The sequence below is a fragment of the Collinsella sp. An307 genome, from assembly GCF_002161805.1.
Taxonomy (GTDB): Bacteria; Actinomycetota; Coriobacteriia; order Coriobacteriales; family Coriobacteriaceae; genus Coprousia.
Genome location: NZ_NFIP01000001.1, coordinates 219,481 through 243,614 on the forward strand (window position 1 = coordinate 219,481; position 24,134 = coordinate 243,614).

Annotated in this window: 25 protein-coding genes; 18 read left to right on the forward strand and 7 right to left on the reverse strand. The window is 64.4% G+C overall.

Annotated elements, in window-relative coordinates; genetic code table 11:
• The 3 genes from B5F89_RS00985 to B5F89_RS00995 form a co-directional block, all read right to left on the reverse strand.
• The gene (locus B5F89_RS00985) at positions 1 to 1,854 is read right to left on the reverse strand and encodes an energy-coupling factor transporter ATPase (protein ID WP_087429935.1); all 1,854 of its coding nucleotides are present in this window, start codon (positions 1,852 to 1,854) and stop codon (positions 1 to 3) included.
• Positions 1,855 to 1,893: 39 nt separating this feature from the next.
• Positions 1,894 to 2,469 (reverse strand): hypothetical protein, encoded by a 576-nt coding sequence (locus B5F89_RS00990; protein WP_087429936.1) that lies wholly within the window; start codon positions 2,467 to 2,469, stop codon positions 1,894 to 1,896.
• A gap of 425 nt (positions 2,470 to 2,894) precedes the next feature.
• Positions 2,895 to 3,815, reverse strand: a complete 921-nt coding sequence (locus B5F89_RS00995; RefSeq protein ID WP_087429937.1) for a diacylglycerol kinase family protein — start codon at positions 3,813 to 3,815, stop codon at positions 2,895 to 2,897.
• Positions 3,816 to 3,906: 91 nt separating this feature from the next.
• Between B5F89_RS00995 and rnd the strand changes: the two genes are divergently transcribed.
• From rnd to B5F89_RS01035, 8 genes are all read left to right on the forward strand, one after another.
• Positions 3,907 to 5,043 carry a ribonuclease D gene (rnd, locus tag B5F89_RS01000; protein WP_087429938.1) on the forward strand — a complete coding sequence of 379 codons (1,137 nt, stop codon included), beginning with the start codon at positions 3,907 to 3,909 and terminating at the stop codon, positions 5,041 to 5,043.
• 131 nt (positions 5,044 to 5,174) lie between these two features.
• Positions 5,175 to 6,722, forward strand: a complete 1,548-nt coding sequence (xseA, locus tag B5F89_RS01005) for an exodeoxyribonuclease VII large subunit (protein WP_087429939.1) — start codon at positions 5,175 to 5,177, stop codon at positions 6,720 to 6,722.
• A gap of 54 nt (positions 6,723 to 6,776) precedes the next feature.
• On the forward strand, positions 6,777 to 7,040 hold the full coding sequence (gene xseB / locus B5F89_RS01010) for an exodeoxyribonuclease VII small subunit (protein WP_087429940.1): 264 nt from the start codon (positions 6,777 to 6,779) through the stop codon (positions 7,038 to 7,040).
• Positions 7,041 to 7,052: 12 nt separating this feature from the next.
• The gene (locus B5F89_RS01015; RefSeq protein WP_087429941.1) at positions 7,053 to 7,388 is read left to right on the forward strand and encodes a histidine triad nucleotide-binding protein; all 336 of its coding nucleotides are present in this window, start codon (positions 7,053 to 7,055) and stop codon (positions 7,386 to 7,388) included.
• A gap of 137 nt (positions 7,389 to 7,525) precedes the next feature.
• The gene (locus B5F89_RS01020; protein ID WP_087429942.1) at positions 7,526 to 8,698 is read left to right on the forward strand and encodes an acetate kinase; all 1,173 of its coding nucleotides are present in this window, start codon (positions 7,526 to 7,528) and stop codon (positions 8,696 to 8,698) included.
• Between the two features lie 201 nt (positions 8,699 to 8,899).
• Positions 8,900 to 10,078: an acetate kinase gene (locus B5F89_RS01025; RefSeq protein ID WP_087429943.1), complete on the forward strand. Its 1,179-nt coding sequence runs from the start codon at positions 8,900 to 8,902 to the stop codon at positions 10,076 to 10,078.
• A 100-nt stretch (positions 10,079 to 10,178) separates the two neighbouring features.
• Positions 10,179 to 10,451, forward strand: a complete 273-nt coding sequence (locus B5F89_RS01030) for a hypothetical protein (protein ID WP_239286611.1) — start codon at positions 10,179 to 10,181, stop codon at positions 10,449 to 10,451.
• Positions 10,444 to 10,713, forward strand: coding sequence for a type II toxin-antitoxin system RelE/ParE family toxin (locus B5F89_RS01035; RefSeq protein WP_087429944.1), 270 nt, complete (start codon positions 10,444 to 10,446; stop codon positions 10,711 to 10,713). Before B5F89_RS01030 ends, B5F89_RS01035 begins: the two co-directional genes overlap by 8 nt.
• A 226-nt stretch (positions 10,714 to 10,939) precedes the next feature.
• On the opposite strand, the gene pta is transcribed toward B5F89_RS01035, so the two are convergent.
• On the reverse strand, positions 10,940 to 11,923 hold the full coding sequence (pta, locus tag B5F89_RS01040) for a phosphate acetyltransferase (protein ID WP_087429945.1): 984 nt from the start codon (positions 11,921 to 11,923) through the stop codon (positions 10,940 to 10,942).
• A 219-nt stretch (positions 11,924 to 12,142) separates the two neighbouring features.
• Here pta and glf point away from each other — a divergent pair, with 219 nt between their 5' ends.
• The 10 genes from glf (at position 12,143) to B5F89_RS01085 (ending at position 21,613) form a co-directional block, all read left to right on the forward strand.
• Positions 12,143 to 13,345 (forward strand): UDP-galactopyranose mutase, encoded by a 1,203-nt coding sequence (gene glf / locus B5F89_RS01045; RefSeq protein ID WP_087429946.1) that lies wholly within the window; start codon positions 12,143 to 12,145, stop codon positions 13,343 to 13,345.
• 1 nt (position 13,346) lies between these two features.
• Positions 13,347 to 14,399, forward strand: coding sequence for a glycosyltransferase family 2 protein (locus B5F89_RS01050; protein ID WP_087429947.1), 1,053 nt, complete (start codon positions 13,347 to 13,349; stop codon positions 14,397 to 14,399).
• 231 nt (positions 14,400 to 14,630) lie between these two features.
• Complete coding sequence (locus tag B5F89_RS01055) at positions 14,631 to 16,562, forward strand: BglG family transcription antiterminator (protein WP_239286612.1); 1,932 nt, start codon at positions 14,631 to 14,633, stop codon at positions 16,560 to 16,562.
• Entirely contained in the window at positions 16,559 to 16,858 is a 300-nt protein-coding gene (locus B5F89_RS01060; protein ID WP_087429949.1) for a hypothetical protein, read from the forward strand. Before B5F89_RS01055 ends, B5F89_RS01060 begins: the two co-directional genes overlap by 4 nt.
• Positions 16,851 to 17,222, forward strand: coding sequence for a PTS lactose/cellobiose transporter subunit IIA (locus B5F89_RS01065; protein WP_087429950.1), 372 nt, complete (start codon positions 16,851 to 16,853; stop codon positions 17,220 to 17,222). Before B5F89_RS01060 ends, B5F89_RS01065 begins: the two co-directional genes overlap by 8 nt.
• A gap of 26 nt (positions 17,223 to 17,248) precedes the next feature.
• Positions 17,249 to 18,532 (forward strand): PTS transporter subunit EIIC, encoded by a 1,284-nt coding sequence (locus B5F89_RS01070; protein ID WP_204230535.1) that lies wholly within the window; start codon positions 17,249 to 17,251, stop codon positions 18,530 to 18,532.
• A gap of 62 nt (positions 18,533 to 18,594) precedes the next feature.
• Positions 18,595 to 19,362: an HAD-IIB family hydrolase gene (locus B5F89_RS01075; protein WP_087429951.1), complete on the forward strand. Its 768-nt coding sequence runs from the start codon at positions 18,595 to 18,597 to the stop codon at positions 19,360 to 19,362.
• 78 nt (positions 19,363 to 19,440) lie between these two features.
• On the forward strand, positions 19,441 to 20,946 hold the full coding sequence (locus B5F89_RS01080; protein ID WP_087429952.1) for a DUF4127 family protein: 1,506 nt from the start codon (positions 19,441 to 19,443) through the stop codon (positions 20,944 to 20,946).
• A gap of 1 nt (position 20,947) precedes the next feature.
• The gene (locus tag B5F89_RS10070; protein ID WP_204230536.1) at positions 20,948 to 21,172 is read left to right on the forward strand and encodes a hypothetical protein; all 225 of its coding nucleotides are present in this window, start codon (positions 20,948 to 20,950) and stop codon (positions 21,170 to 21,172) included.
• Positions 21,173 to 21,175: 3 nt separating this feature from the next.
• The gene (locus B5F89_RS01085) at positions 21,176 to 21,613 is read left to right on the forward strand and encodes a GDSL-type esterase/lipase family protein (RefSeq protein ID WP_204230537.1); all 438 of its coding nucleotides are present in this window, start codon (positions 21,176 to 21,178) and stop codon (positions 21,611 to 21,613) included.
• A 99-nt stretch (positions 21,614 to 21,712) separates the two neighbouring features.
• Here B5F89_RS01085 and B5F89_RS01090 read toward each other — a convergent pair whose 3' ends face one another.
• The 3 genes from B5F89_RS01090 to B5F89_RS01100 are packed head-to-tail and all read right to left on the reverse strand — an operon-like array spanning position 21,713 to position 23,943.
• Positions 21,713 to 22,717, reverse strand: a complete 1,005-nt coding sequence (locus B5F89_RS01090) for a P1 family peptidase (protein ID WP_087429953.1) — start codon at positions 22,715 to 22,717, stop codon at positions 21,713 to 21,715.
• 53 nt (positions 22,718 to 22,770) lie between these two features.
• Entirely contained in the window at positions 22,771 to 23,388 is a 618-nt protein-coding gene (locus B5F89_RS01095; RefSeq protein ID WP_255375142.1) for a Maf family protein, read from the reverse strand.
• Between the two features lie 9 nt (positions 23,389 to 23,397).
• Positions 23,398 to 23,943, reverse strand: coding sequence for a DJ-1 family glyoxalase III (locus tag B5F89_RS01100; RefSeq protein WP_087429954.1), 546 nt, complete (start codon positions 23,941 to 23,943; stop codon positions 23,398 to 23,400).
• Positions 23,944 to 24,134 lie beyond the last annotated feature (191 nt).

Below are 24,134 nucleotides of genomic sequence, written 5' to 3' on the forward strand. Positions count from 1 at the left end.
TCACGCCTCCCTGGCGTCGGTTGCGGCGTCTGCTTTGGTGGCGGAGGGCAGCGGTGCCTCGGCGGCGTTTGCCCCTCCACCTGCGAGTGCCTCGGTGGTGTCCACGATGCCCGCCACCTCGGAGATGCGGGCAAAGGCGGGAGAGACCTCGCGTGCGAGGCGCTGCGAGAGCTCAACAACCTGCGGCGGCTTCACGCGGGCGCGCGCCATGAGCGCGGCGTCGGCAAAGACCTCTGCCGTGGCGCCGCGGGCGAGGATGCAACCGTCTGCCATGACCACGAGGCGCTCGGCAAAGTCGGACACGACCTCCATGTCGTGGCAGACCATCACCACAGCAGACCCGTGCTCGGCCATCTCGCGGACCGTCTCCATAACGGTCATGCACTCGCGGTAGTCGAGGCCGCTCGTGGGTTCGTCGAGGACGACGACCGCGGGTTCGCAAACTACGACCGAGGCGAGTGCGACCATCTGGCGTTGCCCGCGCGAGAGCGAGAAGGGCGCCTCGTCTGCCGGAAGGCCAAAGCGCTCGATCACGCGGCGGGCGCGTGCCTCGGCATCTGTTTGCGAGACGCCGGCGAGCTCGAGGCCAAAGGCAACCTCTTCGAGCACGGTGTTCTTGCAGAGCTGGTGGTCGGGGTTCTGGAAGAGCGTCGCCACGTGGCGAGCGATGCGCGACACGGGAACCTCACGCGTGTCGAGGCCGGCGATCACGACCGAGCCGGAGCTCGGCTTGAGAAGACCGTTTAAAAGCTTAGTGGCCGTGGTCTTGCCGGCGCCGTTTTGGCCGACGATTCCCACGAGCTCGCCGGGATAGACGGTAAGATCGAGGTTGTTCACCGACGCGCCGCCGCCGGGGTAGGCAAAGGTGACGCCCGAGAAGCGCACGATGGGCTCGGCGCCCTTGGCGTGCGGCCGCGGCGCGGGCGCGTGGGGCGAGGCCGTGGCTCGACCGAGCGCCCTCGCTTCAACGGGCGCCGGTGCGCCCGCACGCGCTTTAACGATGTCGGCGATAAGCGCGGCGGCTTCGTCCACGTTGAGGCAGGGGTCGCCCGCCGGACAGAGGCCGCGGTGGGCGAGGCTGTTTGAGATGCGAGCCGTGCGCGGGCTGTCGACGCCGATGGCGCGGAGCTCGGAGCTGTGCGCAAAGACCTCGTGCGGCGTGCCGTCGAGCGCTACGCGCCCCTCGTTCATGACCACGAGCCGATCGCAGTACTCCGAGAGGAGCGCCACCTTCTGCTCGATCACTATGACGGTGATGCCCTCGTCGCGGTTGAGGTCGCGCAGCACGTCAAAGACCATGCGGGAGCTCACCGGGTCGAGCGCCGCGGTGGGTTCGTCAAGTACGAGCACGCGCGGTGCGAGCGCCAGAATCGCGGCGATGGCGACCTTTTGCTTCTGCCCGCCCGAGAGGGTGGCGATTTCGCGGTCGCGGAGGTCGGCGATGCCCACGGCGTCGAGCGCGGCCTCAATGAACTTCTCGATATGCCTATGGTCGACGCCAAAGTTCTCGAGACCAAAGATGAGTTCGTCCTCCACCACCGAGGCGACCATCTGCGCGTCGATGTCCTGGTTGACCGACCCCACAACGCGCGAGATGTCGGTAAGTGTGACCTCGCAGGTGTCTGAGCCGTCGACAATGGTCTCGCCAAAGAGCTGGCCGGTGAAGTGGTGGGGGATGGCGCCCGAGAGGACGGAGGCGAGGGTCGACTTGCCCGCCCCCGACGGGCCGATCACGCCCACAAAGGCACCCGGCTCGATGGCAAGCGTGATGTCGTCGAGGGCGCGCGCGTCCTCGTGACCATAGGAGAACGAGACGTGCCTCATCTCGATTATCGGATCGGCGGTCGGTTGCATGGGGTCCTCTCGGAGGTCGGGGTTACGGGGTGGGCGGTGCTAGTCGGCAAGCTTGAGGGCGTGCTTGATGGGCAGGTAGAGCGCGCCTACGAGGATGGCATTGAACACCGCGGTGAGGGCGACGACGGGGAGCATCAGCGAGACGAGGCTCGTGTCGAACTGCATCATGGCCATCTTGATTACCATAAAGATAGCGCCGGAGAGGAACGTCGTCACGAACGTGCCCACCGTGGGGATGACGGCCTTGGCGCCCGTCTTCATGCCGGCGTTGACGATAAGGGCCATCACGACGGCGGCGATGCCCTCGGCCACAAAGTCGATGCCGGGGCTTGTGGTGGTGATCTGGATTACCGCGGCGGAGACGAGGCCGATGATGAGGGCCTGCACGGCGTTGGGCCGCACGATCAAGATGGTGAGGCAGAAGGCGGAGATGATGAACTCGGGTGCGATGGTGCCCGCCGAGATGGTCGAGATGGCCTTGCCGACGGTGAAGTTCAAGATGAAGCCGGCGGCGAGGAGCACGGCGAGCAGGACGAGGGCCTTTACGTCGAGCTTTCCGCGGTCGACGGAGGTGACGGTGCGGGCCTGAGCGGAGGTGTTGGTGTTCTGCGTCATGGTAATCAGCCTTTCTGATGCATATTTGGGGACGGGGTCGAAATGTGCAACTGCCTGGTTGGGGACGGGGTCGAAACGATCGCGGAGGCGCGTGGTGCGAATCCGGTCGGTCAATTAGGCTGGCGGAGGCGTGATAGCAAAAAGGCCCCCGGTCAACCCGGGGGCCTTTACGTGCACTATCTATAGGCGCGAAGGGCTCACCGTTGACCGGCCGAGTTCACATCACGCCACCACCAGTTGTTGAGAGCAAGGTTGGTGTTTCTCATGACCGGTGGCTCCTTTCGGTTAATCGCGGTGAGCCTTAAAGCCCACCCATCTGGCGTTGCGAGCACTATAGCACAGTAAAGCGCCCTGCCGTCCGTATCCGTTAAAGATTGCTGTTGTGTTACGCCGCGGCCGGGCGAACAGCGCAGGCGAGCACGACCTTACGCGCGCGTGAGCGGCGAGAACTCGTCCACAATAAGGTCGAGGCAGCGGGGCAGCACACGCGCGCCAAACACGCCCGAAGCGCTGTCCACAAGCTCGCCGTCGAACTGCATGCCGAGCGAGGGCGAGCAGCGCACCATGACCTCGCGCGCCTGGAACATCTTGAGCTGCGGGCGGCCGAGGTTCTTGCCCGCCGGGTCGATGACAGCGGCAAGAGCGGTGGGGAGGAGCTGCACGAGTCCCACCGGCTCGATGACGGCGATGTCGAGAAGGCCGTCGTTCATCCGGCAGTCGGGAAAGAGGTTGATGCCGTTTTGGATGACGGCGGTGTTGCCGATCATGCACGAGATGCCGTCGAGTTCCTCGACCACACCGTCGTGCTCGATGGAGAAGTGGGCAACCTCGGGCTCGAGCGTGGAGAGTGCCGAGAGGAAGTAGGCGATCTCGCCGATGTCGCGCTTTGCGGGTGCCGCCTTCTTCATGATGGTCGCGTCAAAGCCCGAGCCGGCGATAATGGTGAAGCCGTGCCGCTGCGTCGCGCCCGACTCGTCCTGCCAGAAGAGCTCGCCCATATCGACCTGGGCGGTGCGCCCGGCGCGGCAGGCCGCCGCAAGGGCCGCGATCTCGGAGCCGTTGCCGATGTTGTTGAAGAACAGGTTCGCCGTGCCCGAGGGAAATACGAGCACGGGTACATGCGTGTCGCGCAGGCAGTCGAGGACGTTGGCGACCGTGCCGTCCCCGCCCGAGACGACCACGCGGTCAAAAGAGCGCGCGTCGCGCGTCGCATCCTCGGCCTCCATACCTTGGCCGATGAAGCGCATGACAACCTCATCGCCGGCGGCAGCGAGCGCGTGCTCGAATGCAAAGATCTCATCCGAGCGCGGACCCGACGCAAGATTGTGGATGATGAGGCACCGCATGGGGCGTTTCCGTTCCGACTCAAAGCGCGTATAGTTACATTGTCGTATCCTACCCCCAAGACCCATCTCGATACCGAGGCCAAGGGAGAGCATGATTATTTCTACAGAGAGCGAGCTCGCGGCGTTCTGCGCGCGGGCCGCCGCGTTCGATGCGGTCGCTGTTGATACCGAGTTTCTGCGCGAGCGGACGTTCCATCCGCGCCTGTGCCTCATCCAGGTAGGCACCCCCGACGAGTCGGTCGCCATCGACCCCATTGCCCTCGAGGGGTACCTCGACCCGCTGGCTCAACTGTTTGTGAACCCCAAGGTCCTCAAGGTCTTCCACGCATGCACGCAAGACATGGAGGTGCTGCTCCATACGCTTGGTGTGCTTCCCGCCCCGATATTCGACACCCAGGTTGCCGCGGCATTTTTGGGCGAGCGCCTGCAGATTGCCTACAACGGCCTTGTCCAGGCGTTCTGCGGCGTGACGCTTCCCAAGACCGAGTCGCTTACCGACTGGTCGCGCCGCCCACTCACCGACCAGCAGATTGAGTACGCCCTAGACGATGTCCGCTATCTCATCAAGGCGTACGGCACCATTTCTGAGCGCCTTGAGACGGAGGGACGCCTGTGGTGGGTGCTCGACGAGATGCGCCCGCTCATGGAGCGCTCGCACTACGAGACGGACCGCCGCGAGGCCTACAAGCGCGTCAAGCGCATCAACTCCTGCACGCGCAAGCAGATGGCGATCGCGCGCGAGCTCGCCGCCTGGCGCGAGGGCCGCGCCGAGAAGCTCGACATCCCGCGCAAGTGGGTCATGTCGGACGAGGTGCTCGTCGCGCTCGTCAAACGCGCGCCCCGCGAGGTGGCCGACGTGAGAAGCGTGCGCGGCACCGAGCAGCTCGCCGATGGCGACGTCCACGCCATCCTCATGGCGGTTGACCGCGGGCGCCGCTGCCCGGCGGATCGCCTGCCGCCCGCCCAGCACGCGCGCCGTGCGCTCACCAGCGAGCTCGAGAGCGTCGTGGATCTCATGTACGCCCTTTTGCGCCTTGTGGCGGAGCGCTCCGGTGTGGCAACGGCAATGATCGCCTCGCGCGATGACCTTGCCGACTACATCGATCATCCCGAGCGCAGCCCGCTGCGCGACGGCTGGCGCTTCGAGCTGGTGGGAACGCGCCTTGACGACCTGCTCTCGGGTAACATGGGCCTCACCGTCAAGGATCGTCGCATCGAGATCCTGTAGCAAAGGGCCGCAAAGGGGCGGGGTGTTTCGTCAACCTTGCCGTTACCAGAACCTTGTCCGCGCGTCGGGGTAGACTGGATAGTAACCAGCAAGGCGGGCACGCACCCGCTCTATATAGATACGGAGGGCACATGACCGGATGGAACTTGACGGGAAAGAGCACCCGTCCACGTGCCGCCACAGAACCCTTGCCCTGGGAGCAGGGTGCTACACCAGGTAGCATCCCTGCGGCCGCTGCTGCCACCGGCGCAGACGGCGGGGGCGCTGCCGAGCAGGCGGAACAGGACCCAAACATCCTTACCGTGACGCAGGCGGTCGGCCTTGCGGGTGCAACCTTGGCGGAGCTGCCGCCTATCACGGTGCTCGGCGAGGTGTCGGGCTTTCGCGGGCCGTACGGTGCCCGCGGCCACTGCTACTTCCAGATAAAGGACGAGTCGAGCTCGCTGGAGTGCATCATCTGGGGCGGCGTCTACAAGGCGAGCCCCTATGAGCTCAGAAACGGCCTCAAGATGCGCTTCACGGGCAAGTTTGAGGTGTATGCCCGCACCGGCAAGATGAGTTTTCAGATCTCGCGCTTCGAGCCGGTGGGGGAGGGCCTTTTGCGCCAGCAGGTGGCCGCCCTTGCCGAGAAGCTGCGCCGCGAGGGGCTCATGGACGAGTCGCGCAAGCGCCCCATCCCCGCGTTCTGCACGCGTGTGGCCGTAGTGACCTCACTTTCTGGTGCGGTCATCGACGACGTGAAGCGCACGCTCCGTCGCAGAAACCCGCTCGTTGAGCTCATCTGCGTGGGTTCCAAGGTGCAAGGCGAGGGTGCCGAGGCCGAGCTCATCGAGGCGCTCGCCCGCGCCGCCGCCATCGAGCCCGCGCCCGACTGCATCCTGCTCGTGCGCGGTGGAGGCTCCTTTGAGGATCTCATGACCTTCAACGACGAGGCACTCGCCCGCGCCGTCGCGGCGTCCCCCGTGCCCGTCATCACCGGTATCGGCCACGAGCCCGATACCTCCATCTGCGACATGGTGAGCGACCGCCGCTGCTCCACGCCCACGGCGGCGGCGGAGTCGGTGGCGCCCGCAGCGACCGAGCTCGCAGAGCTCCTCGCCACCCGCGAGCGCAGGCTTGCGGCTGCCTTGTCTGCCATGGTGGCAGACGGCAAGGCGGGGCTCTCCCGTGCGCTTGAGCGTGCCTCTCGCGCGATGGGAGAGCGTCTCTCGCGCGAGGAGCTTTCCCTGCGCGCGCTCGCAGCGCGCCCCTGCCTCACCCGGCCGGACGAGACGGTGCTCCGCCGCGCCGCGGAGCTCGAGCAGAGCGCCGACAGGCTCGAGGCGGCCATGGCAAGGGGCATGGAGCGCCAGGCCGCGTCGCTCGACGCCCTCGCTGCGCGTCTGCCTGCGCCGGGCTCGCTTATCGCCGAGCCGCGCCATGCGCTCGAGCTCGCCCTTGCGCGTCTTGCACGCGAGGGGAGGGAGCTCACCGCGGCGCGCGGGGCGGACCTTGCGCGCCAGGCGGCGTCGCTCGACGCCCTATCGCCGCTCAAGGTTTTGGGACGCGGGTACGCCATCGCTTACCGCGAGGGCACGGTGGCGACGAGTGCGACCACGTTTGCCGCTGGCGACGAACTCACGGTGCGCTTCGCAGACGGCGAGGTCGCGGCAGCGGTCGAGCGCGTGGACGCAAAGTAGCACTCACGGCAACGGTAACCCATGGGCCTTGCGCCCGAGAGAAAGGATATACACATGGCAGAGAAGAAGATCGAGGAGCTCACCTACAAGGAGGCCTCCCAGGAGCTCGAGCGTATCATCCGCGCGCTGGAGTCCGGCGAGATGGAGCTCGAGCAATCGCTCGAGAGCTACACACGCGGTGTCGCACTCGTGAAGAGCCTGCGCGAGCGTCTTGATTCTGCCGAGCAGCAGGTCAAGATCCTCGAGAAGGATATGGACGGCACGGACACGCTCGTGGCGGGCGAGGCCGCGTCGACCGACGACACGCTGAGCATCTAGGGAGTGAACATCATGTCCGACTGCATCTTCTGCAAGATTGCCAACCACGAGATTCCCTCGACGGTCGTCTATGAGGACGACGTCGTCATCGCCTTCGACGACCTGAACCCCCAGGCGCCCGTGCACACCCTCGTGGTGCCTAAGGCGCACTACGAGAACATCGTCGACGGCGTGCCGGCAGAGACCCTCGCCGCCATGGCAAACGCTGTGGCCGAGGTCGCGCGCGCCAAGGGCCTTGACCAGGGCTTCCGCGTGATCACCAACACCGGCGCCGCCGCTGGCCAGACCGTCATGCACCTGCACTGGCACGTGCTCGGCGGCCGCGATCTGGGCGAGGGCCTCGTCTAGTCCCGCCGTCTGCCGCGCTCCGGAGCCCGGCTGCATGTCTGCGGTCCATCTTGACCCCTCATGGCCGGGTTTGGCGGTAAAATAAAGCTGTTGTGTAGCTTCGCGCCGGCACTCGGCGCGCGATCTGAGGGAGACTCATGAACGTTCTCGTTGTCAATGCCGGTAGCTCCACGCTCAAGTACCAGCTCATCGATACCAAGACCCACAAGGTTTCCGCTAAGGGTTCTTGCGAGCGCGTGGGCTTCACGGGCGGCACCTTCACCCACACCGTTGCCGGCGCGCCCAAGGTCACCGACAACATCGAGTTCCCCGACCACAAGGTTGCCATCGAGGCCGTGCTGAAGGACCTTGAGTCCCACAACGTCAAGATCGACGGTATCGGTCACCGCATCGTGCAGGGCGGTTGGTATTTCGGCGACTCCACGCTCGTCGACGCCGACATCCTCGCCAAGATCCGCGAGGTCGCTCCGCTCGCCCCGCTCCACAACAACCCCGAGGCCAACGTCATCGAGTACTGCCTCGAGCAGTATCCCGACCTGCCCAACGTTACTGTCTACGACACGGCGTTCCACTTCAACATGCCCAAGGTCGCTCAGACCTACTCGCTGCCCGCCGACGTCTGCGAGAAGTTCCACATCCGCAAGTACGGCGCCCACGGCACGAGCTACCGCTACATCTCCCAGAAGGTCTCCGAGATGACGGACGGGGCTGCGCACAAGGTCGTCATCTGCCACATCGGTTCGGGCGCTTCGCTCGCCGCCGTCCAGGACGGTCAGTGCATGGACACCACCATGGGCCTCACCCCGCTCGACGGCGTGATGATGGGCACCCGCTGCGGCTCCATCGACCCGGCTACCGTCTGCTACCTCCAGCGCGAGGGCGGCTACTCCTTTGACGAGGTCGATGACATGATGAACAAGAAGTCCGGCCTCATCGCTATCGCGGGTACCAACGACATCCGCGATATCGAGCAGGGTGCCGCCGACGGCGACGCGGGCTGCAAGCTCGCCTTCGACATGTTCGTCTATAAGATCGCCGCTAAGGTCGCCGAGATGGCCACCGCTATGTGCGGCATGGACACCCTCGTCTTCACCGCCGGTATCGGCGAGCACGCTCCGGCTGTCCGCGCTGGCGTTGCCGACCGCCTCGCCTGGATGGGCGTCAAGATGGACCACGCCAAGAACGCCCTGCGCGCTGATGGCGGCTGGTGCCTCTCCACCGCCGATTCGCCTGTTGCCATCTACGTGATCCCCACCGACGAGGAGTACATGATCGCTGCCGACGTCGAGCGTATCGTCAACGGCAAGTAGTGCGCACCCGATAGCGCAAGATGCTATAGATAGCGGCGGCACGAGGGTATATGAGCCCGTGCCGCCGTCCGCCCGCCGCCTGCGGACGCTTGGCGAATGGTGCCCGGCGCCCGCAGGCGGCGGTGTTACGGTTAAATATGCGGGTGCGCCCGCACAGAAGACCCCGGCCGCTCGGTCGGGCACGACCCTTAAAGGAGACCCATGAACGTCCTCGTTGTGAACGCCGGCAGCTCGAGCCTCAAGTACCAGCTTCTCGATACCGAGACGCGCGAGATCGCGACCAAGGGCAACTGCGAGCGCATCGGGCTCGACCGTGGCATCTTCACCCACACCGACCCCTCGGGAGAGAAGGTCGTGGAGGACGCGCTTTTCCCCGATCACAAAGCAGCTATCGACCGCGTCCTCAAGACGCTCGACGCCGAGGGCCACACCTTTGAGGGCATCGGCCACCGCATCGTGCAGGGCGGTTGGTACTTCGATGACTCCGCGCTTGTGACCGACGACGTCATGGCAAAGATCTTGGAGGTCGCACCCCTCGCGCCCCTGCACAACTACGGCGAGGCCGCGGCCATCGACGCCTGCCGCGCGCGCTACCCCGAGATTCCCAACGTTGCCGTTTTCGATACGTCGTTCCACATGTCCATGCCCGAGGTCGCCTACACCTACGCCCTTCCCAAGGACGTGTGCGAGAAGTATCACATCCGCAAGTACGGCGCCCACGGCACGAGCCACCGCTACGAGTGGATGGTCGCCAAGGAGATGCTCGGCGATTTCTGCCACCGCCTGCTGTCGTGCCACCTCGGCAACGGCGCGTCGCTCTGCGCGATTGAGGACGGCGTGTGCCGCGACACCACGATGGGCCTCACGCCGCTCGACGGCCTCATGATGGGCACCCGCTGCGGCTCCATCGACCCGGCCACCGTCTGCTACCTCCAGCGCGAGGGCGGCTACACCTATGACGAGGTCGACGAGATGATGAACAAGCAGTCCGGCCTGCTCGCGGTATCGGGCATCTCGAGCGACGCGCGCGACATCCGCAACGGCGCCAACCACGGTGACGAGAACTGCCTGCTCGCCTTCGACATGTTTGCCTACAAGGCGATGCTCCAGGCGGCTTCCATGATCGCCTCCATGGCGGGCGTGGACACCATCACCTTCACGGCGGGCATCGGCGAGAACGACTGGACTATCCGCCAGGCGTTCTGCGAGTGCTTCGACTGGCTCGGCGTGCGCATCGACCGCGAGCGCAACCAGGCAGCCGTGGGCGCAGGTCCTCAGGTCATCAGCGCCGCCGGCTCGCCCGTGACCGTTATGGTCATCCCCACCGATGAGGAGTACATGATTGCGCTCGACGTGAAGCGTCTGGTTGAGGGCGCATAGGACACCTGTAATCATGGTGCAAAACATCTCATAATCATCTGCTAAAATGTCAGATGATTATGAGATGTTTGGAGGGACTGCCATGGAGCCCATTTTTTCTATGACCAGCTTGCAGCGAAATCCCTCTGAGGTGAAGGCTGCGGCACGTGATTCTGTGGTGCGCATTACCGAGCAGGGTGCGGGTGCATATGTGTTCTGCAGCGAGGATGCTTTTGAGGCCCGTATCGCGCGAGAGCGCGATGATGCGGCATACGAGGCTCGTCTTATTGAGGCGGTGGGGCGCGGGCTCGCCGATATCGATGCGGGGAGATACGTCACATCCGTTGACGAGGCGTTTGAGCGCGCCCGTTCTATGAGGAGAAAGAGTGCCTAGCGTCGAATTGCGTATCGCCGACGAGTTTGTGGAGGCACTGGCTGAGGTTTACTCTGAGCATGTACTCGCCGGCATTGAGATGGCGCTGAACAGCCTGAAATTGTTTCCAGAAAGCGGTTCTCCGCGGGTACGGCAGAGCTTAATTGCTCGATACGGCGAGGGATTGCGCCAGTTGGTCGTTTCGCACTTTGTGATCGTTTACCGCTATCGGAGCAATACTGTAGACGCCCTCGCACTCGTGTACGGACCTACGATTGTATAGCGCGTTCCTGAAGGAGCGTGCGCATGGGCACATTGCTAGAGAGTGGCTGGATTGCAATCGTCCTATGAGGGCGATAGCGAGGTTGGTCTGCCGCTCACAAGATAGAAAGCTGAAGGAGGCCCCGGAAGGATTCCTAAGCGAACATTCCGCAGCCGCGAAGCGGCGAGGACGTTAGCGTGGAACCTTCCGGGGCCTCCGATCGGTTCGCGCTAGGACACAGCGGCTATTACGCCATCTGTGCCTGGACGGCGGTGATGGCCACGACGCCCACGATGTCGTCTGCGGAGCAGCCACGGGAAAGGTCGTTCACCGGCTTGGCGATGCCCTGGAGAATCGGGCCGTAAGCCTCGGCGCGGCCGAAGCGCTGGACGAGCTTGTAGCCGATGTTGCCGGTCTCGAGGTTGGGGAAGACAAGGACGTTGGCGCTGCCGGCGACCGTGGACTCGGGGGCCTTGAGCTCGGCCACGGACGGCACGATGGCAGCGTCGAGCTGCAGGTCGCCATCGATGGCGAGCTCGGGCGCCTTCTCCTTGGCAAAGGCCGTGGCCTCCTGGACCTTCTTGGCGGTGTCGCCGCCGGCGGAGCCCATGGTGGAGTAGGAGAGCATGGCCACGCGTGGCTCCACGTCACCCATGAAGGTCTTGAAGGAGTTTGCGGAGGCGATGGCGATCTCAGAGAGCTCGTCGGAGGTCGGGTCGATGTTGAGGCCGCAGTCGGCAAAGACGAGCGTGCCGTCGGCGCCAAACTCGGGCGTCTGGGTGCACATGACCATGAAGGCGGAGACGAGCTTGGTGCCAGGCGCGGTCTTGAGGATCTGCAACGCCGGGCGCAGGGTGTTGGCGGTGGAGTGGCACGCGCCGGAGACAAGACCGTCAGCGTCGCCCATCTTGACCATCATGGTGCCGTAGTAGGTGGCGTCCATCATCTGGGCGCGCGCCTGCTCGATGGTGACGCCCTTCTTGGCGCGGAGCTCGGCGAACTTCTGCGAGTAGGCCTCGTGCTTGGGCGCGGTGGGGGAGGTCGGGTCGATGACGGTCACGCCCTCGACGTCGATGGTCGCCGGATCGCCCAGGATGACGAGGTTCGCCAGGCCCTCGGCCACGATCTTCTTCGCGGCCTCGATGGTGCGCGGGTCCTCGCCCTCGGGCAGGACGATCGTCTTCTTGTCCGCACGGGCAGCATCTTTCATACGGGTAAGGAAGTCGCTCATGTAAGCTCCTCGAAAACGCGCCCGACCGTGCGCATGCTGGCGTTTTGCCCGGTAGACACCGAATTTGCGGGACCAGCGCGCGCATGGTTGAGCTTTCCTTGTGTGACATTCCCTATTATAGGCACCTGAGCGCTATAATCGGTCTGATTATTCGGCCCTTGGCAGGGCTGGAACAGCGAATGAGGGGCCGGCGGTACCGGCGCCTCGTGAGGAGCATCGATGGATATCACATCTGGTCTGCCCGAGTCGTTCAACCCCGCTTCCTACGACATGATCGTCGTCGGCGCGGGATACGCCGGATCGGTCTGCGCTCGCCGCCTTGCCGAGAGCGCCGGCTTCCGTGTGGCGGTGCTTGAGAGGCGCGGCCACATCGCGGGCAACGCCTACGACTGCACCGACGAGGCGGGCATCCTCATCCACGAGTACGGCCCGCACATCTACCACACCTTCGATGAGCGCGTGCACAACTTCCTGTCGCGCTTCACCAAGTGGACCGACTACCAGCACAAGGTGCTCGCCAACATTCACGGCACGCTCATGCCTGTGCCCTTCAACCACACCTCGCTCAAACTCGCTTTTGGAGAGGTGCGCGGCGAGGAGCTCTACCAGAAGCTCGTGGAGGCCTTCGGCGAGAACAAGAAGGTCCCCATCATGGAGCTCCGCAAGAAGAACGACCCCGACCTGCAGGAGGTCGCGGACTACGTTTACGAGAACGTCTTCCTCTACTACACCATGAAGCAGTGGGGCCAGACGCCCGATGAGATCGACCCCTCCGTCACCGGGCGCGTGCCCATCTTCATCGGCGACGACGACCGCTACTTCCCCCAGGCACCCTTCCAGGGCATGCCGGCCGAGGGCTACACCAAGCTCTTCGAGCACATGCTCGACCATGACCTCATCGACGTCTACGTGAACGTCGACGCGCGCGACATCCTCGAGATCACGGACACCAACGTGCACGTCTGCGGGAAGTGCTACGGCGGCGAGATCATCTACACCGGTCCCCTCGACGAGCTCTTTAACCTCGACCTCGGTGCGCTTCCGTACCGTACGCTCGACATGGTGTTCGAGACGCTCGATGTTGACCAGTATCAGCCCGTGGGCACGGTCAACTACACCACGAGCGAGGACTTCACGCGCATCACCGAGTTCAAGAACATGACCGGGCAGGTGGTGCCGGGCAAGACCACCATCATGAAGGAGTACAGCCACGCCTTTGAGCCGGGTAGCGGCCAGACGCCGTACTACGCCATCATCGACCCCGAGAACCAGGCGCTTTACGAGCGCTATCTGGAGCGCGTGCAGAACCTCACGAACTTCCACCCGGTGGGACGCCTCGCTGAGTACCGCTACTACGATATGGACGCGGTGACCGCCTCTGCCCTCGACCTGTCCGACGAGATCATTGCGACCCATGCCTAATATGTCTGATACCAGCCACACTCTGTTCAAAATCTGCTCGTTCGGCATCCCCTGCTACAACTCCGCAGCGGATATGGACCGGTGCATCACCTCGATCCTCGAGGGCAGCGGTTACGCGCCGGACGTGGAGATCATCATCGTGGACGACGGCAGCGTGGACGAGACGCCGGCCAAGGCCGACGACTGGGCGCGCCGCTATCCCGGTATCATCCGCGCCGTGCACCAGGAGAATGGCGGCCACGGCACCGCGGTGCTGACGGGCCTCAAGAACGCCACGGGCGTCTACTACAAGGTCGTCGACTCCGATGACTGGCTCGACACCCAGGCGCTCGCCACGATGCTCTCGTGCCTGCGCGGCTTTGTGGAGCGCGATACGCGCGTGGACCTCTTTATCTCGAACTACGTTTACGAGAAGGTCCACGAGGGCACGCACACCACCATCGACTACCGCTTTGCCATTCCGCGCAAGAAGATCATCACCTGGAACGAGGTGGGCTACTTCCGCCCCGACCAGCACCTGCTCATGCACAGCCTGTGTTACCGCACCGACGTGCTGCGCGCCGGCGACCTGCCGCTGCCGCCGCATACGTTCTACGTGGACAACATCTACGCCTACGTGCCGCTGCCGCGCTGCAAGACGCTCTACTACGCCGACATCGACCTCTATCGCTACTTCATCGGCCGCGAGGGCCAGAGCGTGAACGAGTCCACCATGGTCAAGCGCATCGACCAGCAGTTCCGCATCACGCGCATCATGATGAAGGCCTACCACCTCTACGACGACATCGAGGAGAAGCCGCTCGCCTCGTGCATGATGGGCTACTTCACCATGATGATGGTCGTGTGCTCCATCTTCTCCAAGCTCGCGCACGACAAGAGCAAGGTGGACGAGGTCATCAAGATCTGGGCCGAGCTCAAGGCATTCGACAAGAAGATGTACAACCACGCCCGCTGGGGGCTCCTTGGCTTCTGGACGAACCTGCCCACGCCCGTGGGCGAGAAGGTGTCGGTGGGGCTCTACCGCGCCGCCCAGAAGATCTTTAAGTTCAACTAGGCGCTGATGGTTCCGCGCGGGGATGTGCCCGCGCCCCATATAAACCTGTATACGAAGGCCCTCCGGGGCCTTCTTTGCTATCCGGGTGAAACGCAAACGATTTGTTAGATATTGCCGCCGGTGCGCGGGGTATTGATTCGTAAACTTCCTTTCGCGCAAACCGTGCACCTATTGCATATGGAAACAATGTGGAGCGCGCCGTACAGTTGTAGTCAGAAGGAGGTGCATCCCGTGGCATCCAAGAACTACGAGCTCGTCAGCTTCATACGCGAGAGCGGCACGGCTTCCCCGGCAGAGATTGCCGAGCGTTTCTCCGTGGGTACGCGCACGGTGTACAACCGCATCAACCGCGCCAACGACGATCTCACCGGTATCGCGCAGATCGAGCGTCGGGGCGAGGGGTTTGCCCTTGCGGTCGCTGACGACGAGCGCTTTGCGGAGTGGTTGCGCCGCCGCGGCGACGCCCTGCGCACGGGGATGCCCACCACCTCGGCGGAGCGTGTTCGCTACCTGCTGAACGATCTCCTCTTCCGCACGGACTGGGTTACGCTCGATATGCTCTCGAGCATCCTCTATGTCTCGCGCGTCTCCATCTCCAAAGATCTCCCGCGGGTTGAGGAGCGCCTCGGCGCCTATGGCCTCACGCTGGTTCGTAAGCCCCACTACGGCATCCGCGTGGAGGGCCCCGAGATCGGTCGCAGACTCTGTCTAGCGTCGCTCGTTACCGACGGCGGGGGAGAGGCGGGCCTCGATGCTCGCACGGCGCCCATCGCCCGCGCGGACCTTGACGCTATCTCGCAGTGCATCGATACGGTTCTTGATGAGAACGATATGCACATCAACGCCGTTGCCTACCAGAACCTGCTCGTGCACATTGCTATCGCGCTTGTGCGCATCAAAGACGCCTGCTACCTGCCCGCGCAGGAGGACTACACCGAGCGCGTAAAGAAGTCCTCCGCCTATCCGGTGGCGGGCGCTATCGCGCGGGCTATTGAGGAGCGGATGGGTGTTGCCCTGCCGGAGGGCGAGGTCGCCTACATCGCGATCCACCTGGCGGGCAAGCGCACGCTGGACGTGTCTGTAGAGGACGCCGATGACGCAGCGCTCGTTATCTCCGACGAGGTGTGGGACGTGGTCTCGCGCATGCTCGAGAAGGTGTGGGAGGCGTTTCGCTTTGACTTCCGCGATGACCTTGAGCTGCGCATGAACCTCGCCAAGCACGTTGCCCCGCTCGCGGTGCGCCTCACCTACCACCTGAGCTACAAGAACCCGCTTCTGGCCGACGTGAAGGAGCGGTTCCCCCTCGCGTACTCCATGGCGCTCGAGAGCGCACCGGTGCTTGCCGATGCGTACGGTGCGCACCCCTCCGAGGACGAGATCGGCTACCTGGCGTTCTCCTTCGCGCTTGCCCTCGAGCGCAAGCAGTCGGGCGCCGTGAAGAGCAACATCCTCGTGGTATGCGCCTCGGGGCAGGGTAGCGCGCGCCTGCTCGAGTACCGCTACCGCAAGGAGTTCGGCGCGCACCTCGATCGCATCATCGTCTGCGATGTGTCAGAGATCGACGAGGTCGACTTCAGCGAGATTGATTACGTCTTCACCACGGTGCCGCTCAACCGGCAGCTTCCGGTGCCCGTGCGCCTGGTGAAGTACTTCTTGGACGATGCGGACATCTCGCTTTTGAACGAGCTCTTCTCCGCACCCGTTGACAAAGGCCTCTCCTGCTATGACAGGCGTCTGTTTGAGGCGCACCTCGCCGCCGCCACGCCGGACGAGGCGATTGAGGCGCTCTCGGCGCTCGCCGCGACGGTGGAGGACCTGCCCGGTGACTTTGCCGAGCTCGTGAAGGAGCGCGAGCGGATCGCACCCACAGCCTTTGGCAATCTTGTTGCGCTCCCGCACCCCATGCGAGCGGTAAGTGCCCGCACGTTCGTGGCGGTGGGCTTGCTCGACGAGCCTGTCACCTGGGCGGGGCACGAGGTCTGGGGTGTCTTCCTCATCTCGCTCGCCACCGAGCGCGACCTCGACCTCAACGCGTTTTACCACACGCTCCTGAGGGTTCTTATGGACACGGACGCGGTCCGGGAGCTTTTGGAAGATAGAAGGTTCGAAACGCTGCTTGCGCTCGTACGCAAACAGCAGAGACGGGAGGTGGGAACGGTATGAGAAAGATCGCGCTGCTCTGCATTGCGGGCATGTCCACAAGCATGCTCGAGCTGAAGATGGTGGACGCCGCCAAGAAGGAGGGCTACGCCTGCGAGATCCGCGCATACCCGCTGTCTGATCTGAAGAAGATTCCCGCTGACGTGGACATCGTGCTGCTCGGTCCCCAGGTGATGTACGAGCGGGACAACGTCGAGGCCAAGCTCGGCTGTCCCACGTACGCCATCACCATGGCCGAGTACGGCGCCATGGACGGGGCGGGTGTTCTCAAGAAGGCGAGGGAGGTGCTCCATGACTGATCGCGACGAGCTGAACAGCATCAGCTTCCAGATCATCGCCGCGGTGGGCAGCGCCCGCAGCCTCTATCTGGAGGCGGTGCGCGCGGCCAAGGAGGGCAACCTCGTCCGCTCACAGGAGCTGCTCGACGAGGGCGATGAATGCTTTAGCCAGGGGCATCACGCGCACGCCTCCATCATCCAGCGGGAGGCGGCGGGCGAGCCCACGAGCATGACGCTCATGCTCACCCATGCCGAGGACCAGCTGATGAGCGCCGAGAGCATCGGCCTTGTGGCGCGTGAGTTCATCGAGGTCTACCGCGAGCAGCAGGAACTGCGCGCGCTTATTGGGCGTTTCTCCGTCGGGGCCACACCGACGGCGGCTTAAAGGCCATACAAAGGAAAGGAAGGGTCATGAAAGCTAACGCTATGGAATCGTTCGCCGAGAAACTGATGCCCATCGCATCGAAGATCGGTGGCAACCGCTACCTGAGCGCCGTGCGCGACGGCTACATCGCGCTCATGCCGCTCATCATCACCGCGTCGCTCTTCACGCTCGTGAACAGCGTCATCTTGGGCGACGGAGGCATCCTGAACGCGCTTTTTGGCACGCCGTTCACCGAGGCGCAGCAGCTCGGTGCCGCCATCAGCTCCGCCTCGATGTCGGTGCTCGCGCTCCTGCTCTCCTTCACCGTGGCGCGCGTGCTTGCCGAGAACTACGGCCTCGATACCTCCATCGCCGGCACCTGCTCGGTCGTCTGCTTTTTGTGCCTCACGCCGTTTGTGACAAGCGATGACTGGGGCGAGGTCGTGGCCACGAGCTACCTCGGCTCGACGGGCATGTTCACCGCTATCATCACCTCGCTTCTCGCCGTCGAGGTCTACCGCTTCTTTATGGGCTTCAAGGCGCTCATCATCAAGATGCCCGACGAGGTTCCGCCCGCGATCGCCCGCTCGATCAACGCCATCATCCCCGTCACGCTCACCGTCATTGTCTTTGGCCTCGTGCGCGTTGTCACCAACCTCGCCGGCACCCCGGTGAACGACCTCATCACCACCTTCGTGCAGGCGCCGGTGCTCTCGCTCGTGTCCTCGCCCGTGGGCGTTGCGGTCATCTACTTCTTCTACATGCTGCTGTGGGGCTTCGGCATCCACTCCGCCGGCATCATGAACGGTGTGCTCGAGCCGCTCTACCTGATCTCCCTTAACGCTAACGCCGAGGCCATCGCCGCCGGCGAGGCCGCCACGAACGTGCTCACCAAGCCGTTCCTCGACTCCGTGGCCTTCATGGGCGGCGCGGGCAACATGCTCGCCCTCGTCGTCGCCATCCTCATCATCTCCCGTCGTCAGGACTACCGCACGATGGCCAAGATCGGCTTCGTCCCGGGTCTCTTCAACATCTCCGAGCCCATCATGTTCGGTCTGCCCGTCGTCATGAACCCGATTCTCATCGCCCCCATGATCATGGTCACGCTCGCCGGCCTCGGCATCGGTGCGCTCGCCACCGTCACCGGCTTCATGGGCTACACTTACGTCCTCACCCCCTGGATCACCCCGCCCCTGCTCGGCGGCCTGCTCTCGACCGGTCTCAACATTGGCGCCGTCATCACCTGCGCCGTGATCTTTGTGGTGTCCGTCCTCATCTACATGCCCTTCGTGAAGGCCATGGACGCCGCTGTCACCACCGAGGAGAAGTAGGAACGCATCCCGAGTCTTACGGTTTCATCCCTTACGTCTGACAGAAAGGTAGGTCGAAGAGCGTGAACAGGTCTGTTGTCGTCTTTGATATGGACGGCACTCTGCTTGACGCCGACAGCAACGTGATCGGGGGAGAGCGCACCGTCGAGCTCCTGGGGCGCCTGCAGGACGCCGGCTGTACGATGGCAATCTGCACGGGGCGACTCGATCACGATATCGTCCGCGCAGGGGCTCGTTTTGGGCTCGACTTCAAGAACCGCATCTCGCAGCACGGCGCCGTCATGATCAGCGGCTCCACGCTCCGTGCGGAGCTGATGGATAAGGACGAGGCCCGCGAGATCCTCACCTACATCGAGGCCTCGGGCGCGCCCATCCGCGTGGAGATGAACACGGTCGCCAATCGCTACTGGCATACCGATCGCGACCCGGATTTCCCCAAGGAGCTCTACGACTCGCATGTCATCAAGAGCGACTTCTTCGAGTTGATCGAGTGCCAGCCGGTGGTGCTGTTTTTGCTCATCGGCGAGGAGCGCGACCTCGCGCCCATAGCCGAGCACGTACGTGCCACTTGCGCGCGCACGCAGGCGGTCATGAGCTCTTCGACCTCGCTCGAGCTCATGTCGGTCGATGTCTCAAAGGGGCGGGCCATCGAGAACCTCTACCCGGGTTGCGACGTGTACGCCATCGGCGACGCCCCGAACGACTACGGTATGTTCGACGTCGCGCGTGTGGGCTACCTCGTCTCCGATGCCGAGTGCCCCTACGATGTCGTGCGCTGCCCGAGCATCGCCGAGGCGCTTGAGGATATTGCCTCCCGCGTGCTGGGGTAAGCTGGATGTAGTGGAACCGGTGCGGCCGCCCGCCCGTCCGAGCGTGGCGGTCGCACCCTATCGATAGGAAGTGTGACCATGAAGGTCCTGCTGCTGCCGCTCGATGAGCGGCCCTGCAACCGCGTGTTCCCGCAGATGATCGCCGAGTCGAACGACGAGATCGAGCTCGTTGTCCCGCCGCTCGAGCTGTTAGGCAACAAGAAAAAGCCTGCCGACGTTGCGGGCATCTCCGCATTCCTTACGGAGCAGGCTGCCGGCTGCGACGCCGCGGTGCTCTCGCTCGACATGCTGCTCTATGGCGGCCTCATCCCCTCGCGCCTGCATCACCTGGAGCGCGCGGAGCTCGATGAGCGCTTGGATGCGGTGCGCTCCCTCAAGCGGGCGAATCCGGCGATGCGCGTGTACGCCTTCCAGTGCATCATGCGCTGCCCGTCGTACGATTCCGCCGAGGAGGAGCCTGACTACTACGAGGACTACGGTTACGCGCTTTTCCGCCGGAAGTACCTTCTCGATGTGCGCGAGCGCACCGGCGAGCTCTCCGCCGACGAGGAACGCGAGCTTGCCGCCATCGAGGTGCCCGAGGAGATCCTTGCCGATTACGAGCACCGCCGCGACCTCAACTGCGATATGAACATCGCCGTTCTCGACCTCATCGGCGAGGGCGCTATCGATTTCCTTGTGATCCCGCAGGACGATTCGGCTCCCTTTGGCTACACCGCGATCGCGCAGAAGCGCGTCATCGCTGCGCTGAAGGAGTGGCGCCTCGACGACCGGGTGATGATCTACCCCGGCGCTGACGAGGTGGCCATGTCGCTTCTCACGCGTGCTTGGGTGGAGAATGAGGGTCTGTGCCCGAGCATCTGGCCCTTCTACGCCTCGGTGCTCGGCCCTACGATCGTGCCCAACTACGAGGACCGGCCTATGTTTGAGAGCCTGAAGTCCCATGTGCGCGTGGTGGGTGCACGCTTTGCGGACGTGCCCTCCGAGGCGGACGTGATACTTGCCATCAACGCTCCGGGCAAGGTCATGCAGGAGTCGTTCGTGGCACCCGAGGAGGTTGACCTCACCTACACGAGCTATCGCAATCTCGCCGACTTTACGCAGCGCATCGCCGAGCACCTGGCGCGTGGGCGCCGCGTGGCCCTTTGCGACAGCGCCTTTAGCAACGGCGGCGACCGCGCCTGCATCGAGCAGCTTGATCGTCTGGGGGTGCTGAGCTCGCTTGCGAGCTACGCCGGCTGGAACACCAACTGCAACACCCTCGGCACCACGCTCGCCCAGGCCATCGTCGGGCGCCCCGGGCAGGCGGCTACCCGCAACCTCTGCTACCGCGTCATCGAGGACGTCTTCTATCAGGCGGAGGTGCGGCCTGCGGTGGTCGACCGCGACCTGCCTGCGATGGGGCTCTCGTATTACGATTTTGGCGACCGCCAGGCGGATGTGGAGGAGCTCATTCGCGGTGAGCTCCAGCAGCGCTTTGACGCGCTCGGCCTGGCACAGGAGCACCCGGTGCGCATCGAGAGCGTCTATATGCCCTGGCGCCGCATGTTCGAGATCGGTATGGAGATAGAGCTGGAGGCGTGATATGCGCGAGGAAATGATCTACAACCCGCACTACTACCAGCTGCGCGAGGGACAGCTCGAGCGCATGCTCACCATCGTGCGTGGCAACCGCGGCGCCGAGCCGGGCGGGGTGGTGTTCTTTGGCGATTCGCTCACCGAGACCTACCCCATAGAGCGGTGCTTCCCCGAGCTGCCCGTGAAGTACAACTGCGGTCTTGGCGGCGCCACCGCGGAGGAGCTGCTCTGAATCGTGGACGAGGGCGTGATCAAGTACCGCCCCTCGCTTGTGGTCCTTATGGTGGGAATCAACGACCTCGGCAACACGGCGATGGCGAGCCCCAAGGAGATCGCCTGCCACGTGAAGGAGCTCATCGACGTCATCTGCGGCAACCTGCCCGATGTGCGCGTGCTCCTCTGGTCGACGCTGCCCTGCGTGGAGGCGCTGCGTAGCTACCACCAGGTGCCAGGCATCCGGAACAACGACTTGGTACGGATGATCTTTGACCAGGAGCGCGAGCTCGTGCGCGATCGCAACGTTACGTTTGTGGACGTGTTCCCGGAGTTTGTGGACGAGCAGAACGAAGCGCGCACGGAGTACTACCGCGACGGTCTGCACCTGAACGATGCGGGGTTTGACCGTCTGACGGAGCTTCTGGCGCCGGAGATCCATAAGCTGCTCGAGGCGTAGCATCCGTGCCAAGGCGAAGCACAAGCTAATAGCGTAAGGAGGGTCCTGCGGGGCCCTCCTTCTTGTATGAGAAGTCTCTTGTATGGAATGGCCGCGCGCCTACGCGAAGTCGCGCGCTGCAGGGATGCCGTGGGAGCCGGTCGCTTCGGAGACGCCGGCCACGAGCGCGGCCTCGAGGGCGCGCGTAGCGGCGAGGCCGATGACGTCGAGCGGGGGTTGGTCGCCCTCGAGCTCTCCGGTTGCCATCACGTAGACGGTGTCGCCGTCGTTGGTGGTGTGTGTGGGGCGAATGACGTGTGCATAGGCGTCTGCCGCCATCTGGGCGACCTTGGTGGCTTCTGCCTTGGTGAGGCGGGCGTTGGTGACAATACAGCTGATGGTGGTGTTCGTACGGTCGAGTGGCATCTGGGCATGGGCGCCAGCAGCGAACAGGGCGTCCTCCATGTCGGCGATCTCGCGCGCGTCGGGCGCGGTGCGCATGCCGGCAATCGTAGCGCCCGTTGCCGGGTCGCAGGCGTTGCCGCAGGCGTTGACCACGGCTATGGCGCCCACGCGGAGGTTGCCGAGGGAAAAGGCGCGCGCACCGAGGCCGCCCTTCATGGCGCAGGCGGGTCCGTTGAGTTTGCCCACGGTCGCACCCGCACCGGCGCCGACGGAACCTTCTGCAAGCGGAGCAGTTTGGTCGCCGTCGAGCGCCGCGACAGTTGCCGCGCTGCCCGCCGCCACGTCGGGGCGGACAGCGGCATCGCCAAAGGCAAGGTCGAAGATGCAGCTCGAGCAGACGATGGGGACGAGCGCCGCGCCCGTATCGAGCCCGATACCGCGCTCCTCGAGCTCGCGCGCCACGCCGGAGGCGGCCTCAAGCCCAAAGGCGGAGCCGCCGGAGAGGCATACGGCGTGGATCTGCTGGACGGTGTTCTCCGGGCGCAAAAGGTCGGTCTCGCGCGAGGCGGGGGCGCCGCCGCGCACATCGACACCACCGGTCGCCCCGTCGGGTGCCACGATTACGGTGCAGCCCGTGCCGGCTGCGGCGTCGGTCCAATGACCGAAGCGAAGCGATGCCACGTCGGTGAGCGGGATGGGGAAGAGCGCGCTTGCGGTCATGGGAACTCCAATCTGCGAGGGAAGGGCGGCGTCCGGTTAGACGCGGCGTCAGGTTACGCGGTGAGGGCGCGGATGTGCCGTACGACCTCGGCGATGGGAAGGCCCACCACGTTGTAGAAGTCGCCGTCGATGCCGCGCACGAGCATGCGGCCGCCCCCGCCCTGGATGCCGTAGGCGCCAGCCTTGTCGGCCGGTTCCCCTGAGGCAACGTACGCATCGATTTCGTCCTCGGTAAGGTCGTAGAACGTGACATCGGTTACCACCGAGAACACGTCTTGCACTGCGGGCACGCCGCCGCTAGCACGCAGGAGGCATACGCCGGTCGCGACCTGGTGGGTTCTACCCGAGAGGCGACGGAGCATGGCGTGCGCGTCGGCGTCGTCGGCGGGCTTGCCGAGTGCCTCGCCGTCCACGGTCACGATGGTGTCCGCTGCGAGCACGATCTCGCCCGCCTGCGCATGCGCCGCTGTCACAGCTTGCGCCTTGGATGCGGCGAGGCGTTCCACGAGTGCGAAGGGCGACTCGCCGGGCATGGGGGTCTCGTCGATATCGGCGGGGATGACATCCACGTCAAAGCCCGCCTCGCGCATGAGCTCGATGCGGCGCGGCGACTGCGAGGCAAGAATGAGGTGCGCGCGGGGCGAGGGCGCGCTGGTAGAGGTCTCGCTCACGGGCACCGCCTAGAGCTGGATACTGTCGCGCACCTTGGCGACGGCTTGCTCGCCCGCGATGTCGCCCAGAACGGCGAGGGCGAAGGGCAGCGCCTGCCCCATGCCCGACGCGGTGATGATGTTGCCGTCCACCACGACAGTCCGGCGCCCCGCGAGGGTGCCGGCGGGAAGATGGCTCTCAAAATCGGGGAAGCACGTCGCCTGGCGGCCGACAAGAAGGCCCAGATCGCCCAAGATCGACGGCGCGGCGCAGATGGCTGCCACATGGCGCGTTGCAGCGAACTCGCAGACGAGGTCGCACACGCGCTCGTCCTGGCGCAGGTGCAGGGTGCCGGGCATGCCACCGGGGAGCACGAGGTAGTCGTAGTCGTCGAAGTCAACCTCTGCCATGGTGTAGTCGCAGGTGATGTCGATCTGCTGCGAGCTCACGGCGTCGCGCGTGGTCATAATGGAGATGAGGTCGACGCGCACGCCGCCTCTCCGCAAGACGTCGACGATGGTTAGGCACTCGATCGTCTCAAATCCATCGGCAACTAGCACGGCGACAGCAGACATGGGCCATCCTTTCGACACGGCTCCTAGCGGGCCTTTCCCCAAAACTTCTGGTTTTGTACCCCGTTTTATGCGCATTCGTCACGGCATCTGCGCAAGAAACCGAGTTGACCCAGCAGGCGCCCGCGACGCGCATAGGCCCAACAGGCGTCCGCGCCGCGGACGGGCGCGGAACAGATGGCCGCCAATTATCG

Excerpts from the sequence above, each read along its gene's own strand:
- rnd (WP_087429938.1), top strand. The coding sequence starts at position 3,907 with ATGATTATTTCTACAGAGAGCGAGCTCGCGGCGTTCTGCGCGCGGGCC.
- glf (WP_087429946.1), top strand. The coding sequence starts at position 12,143 with ATGGATATCACATCTGGTCTGCCCGAGTCGTTCAACCCCGCTTCCTAC.
- B5F89_RS01015 (WP_087429941.1), top strand. The coding sequence starts at position 7,053 with ATGTCCGACTGCATCTTCTGCAAGATTGCCAACCACGAGATTCCCTCG.
- B5F89_RS00985 (WP_087429935.1), bottom strand. The coding sequence starts at position 1,854 with ATGCAACCGACCGCCGATCCGATAATCGAGATGAGGCACGTCTCGTTC.
- B5F89_RS01100 (WP_087429954.1), bottom strand. The coding sequence starts at position 23,943 with ATGTCTGCTGTCGCCGTGCTAGTTGCCGATGGATTTGAGACGATCGAG.
- B5F89_RS01080 (WP_087429952.1), top strand. The coding sequence starts at position 19,441 with ATGAAGGTCCTGCTGCTGCCGCTCGATGAGCGGCCCTGCAACCGCGTG.
- pta (WP_087429945.1), bottom strand. The coding sequence starts at position 11,923 with ATGAGCGACTTCCTTACCCGTATGAAAGATGCTGCCCGTGCGGACAAG.
- B5F89_RS00990 (WP_087429936.1), bottom strand. The coding sequence starts at position 2,469 with ATGACGCAGAACACCAACACCTCCGCTCAGGCCCGCACCGTCACCTCC.
- B5F89_RS01065 (WP_087429950.1), top strand. The coding sequence starts at position 16,851 with ATGACTGATCGCGACGAGCTGAACAGCATCAGCTTCCAGATCATCGCC.
- B5F89_RS01025 (WP_087429943.1), top strand. The coding sequence starts at position 8,900 with ATGAACGTCCTCGTTGTGAACGCCGGCAGCTCGAGCCTCAAGTACCAG.
- xseA (WP_087429939.1), top strand. The coding sequence starts at position 5,175 with ATGACCGGATGGAACTTGACGGGAAAGAGCACCCGTCCACGTGCCGCC.
- B5F89_RS01070 (WP_204230535.1), top strand. The coding sequence starts at position 17,249 with ATGAAAGCTAACGCTATGGAATCGTTCGCCGAGAAACTGATGCCCATC.
- B5F89_RS01030 (WP_239286611.1), top strand. The coding sequence starts at position 10,179 with ATGACCAGCTTGCAGCGAAATCCCTCTGAGGTGAAGGCTGCGGCACGT.
- B5F89_RS01090 (WP_087429953.1), bottom strand. The coding sequence starts at position 22,717 with ATGACCGCAAGCGCGCTCTTCCCCATCCCGCTCACCGACGTGGCATCG.
- B5F89_RS01060 (WP_087429949.1), top strand. The coding sequence starts at position 16,559 with ATGAGAAAGATCGCGCTGCTCTGCATTGCGGGCATGTCCACAAGCATG.
- B5F89_RS10070 (WP_204230536.1), top strand. The coding sequence starts at position 20,948 with ATGCGCGAGGAAATGATCTACAACCCGCACTACTACCAGCTGCGCGAG.
- B5F89_RS01020 (WP_087429942.1), top strand. The coding sequence starts at position 7,526 with ATGAACGTTCTCGTTGTCAATGCCGGTAGCTCCACGCTCAAGTACCAG.
- xseB (WP_087429940.1), top strand. The coding sequence starts at position 6,777 with ATGGCAGAGAAGAAGATCGAGGAGCTCACCTACAAGGAGGCCTCCCAG.
- B5F89_RS01050 (WP_087429947.1), top strand. The coding sequence starts at position 13,347 with ATGTCTGATACCAGCCACACTCTGTTCAAAATCTGCTCGTTCGGCATC.
- B5F89_RS00995 (WP_087429937.1), bottom strand. The coding sequence starts at position 3,815 with ATGCGGTGCCTCATCATCCACAATCTTGCGTCGGGTCCGCGCTCGGAT.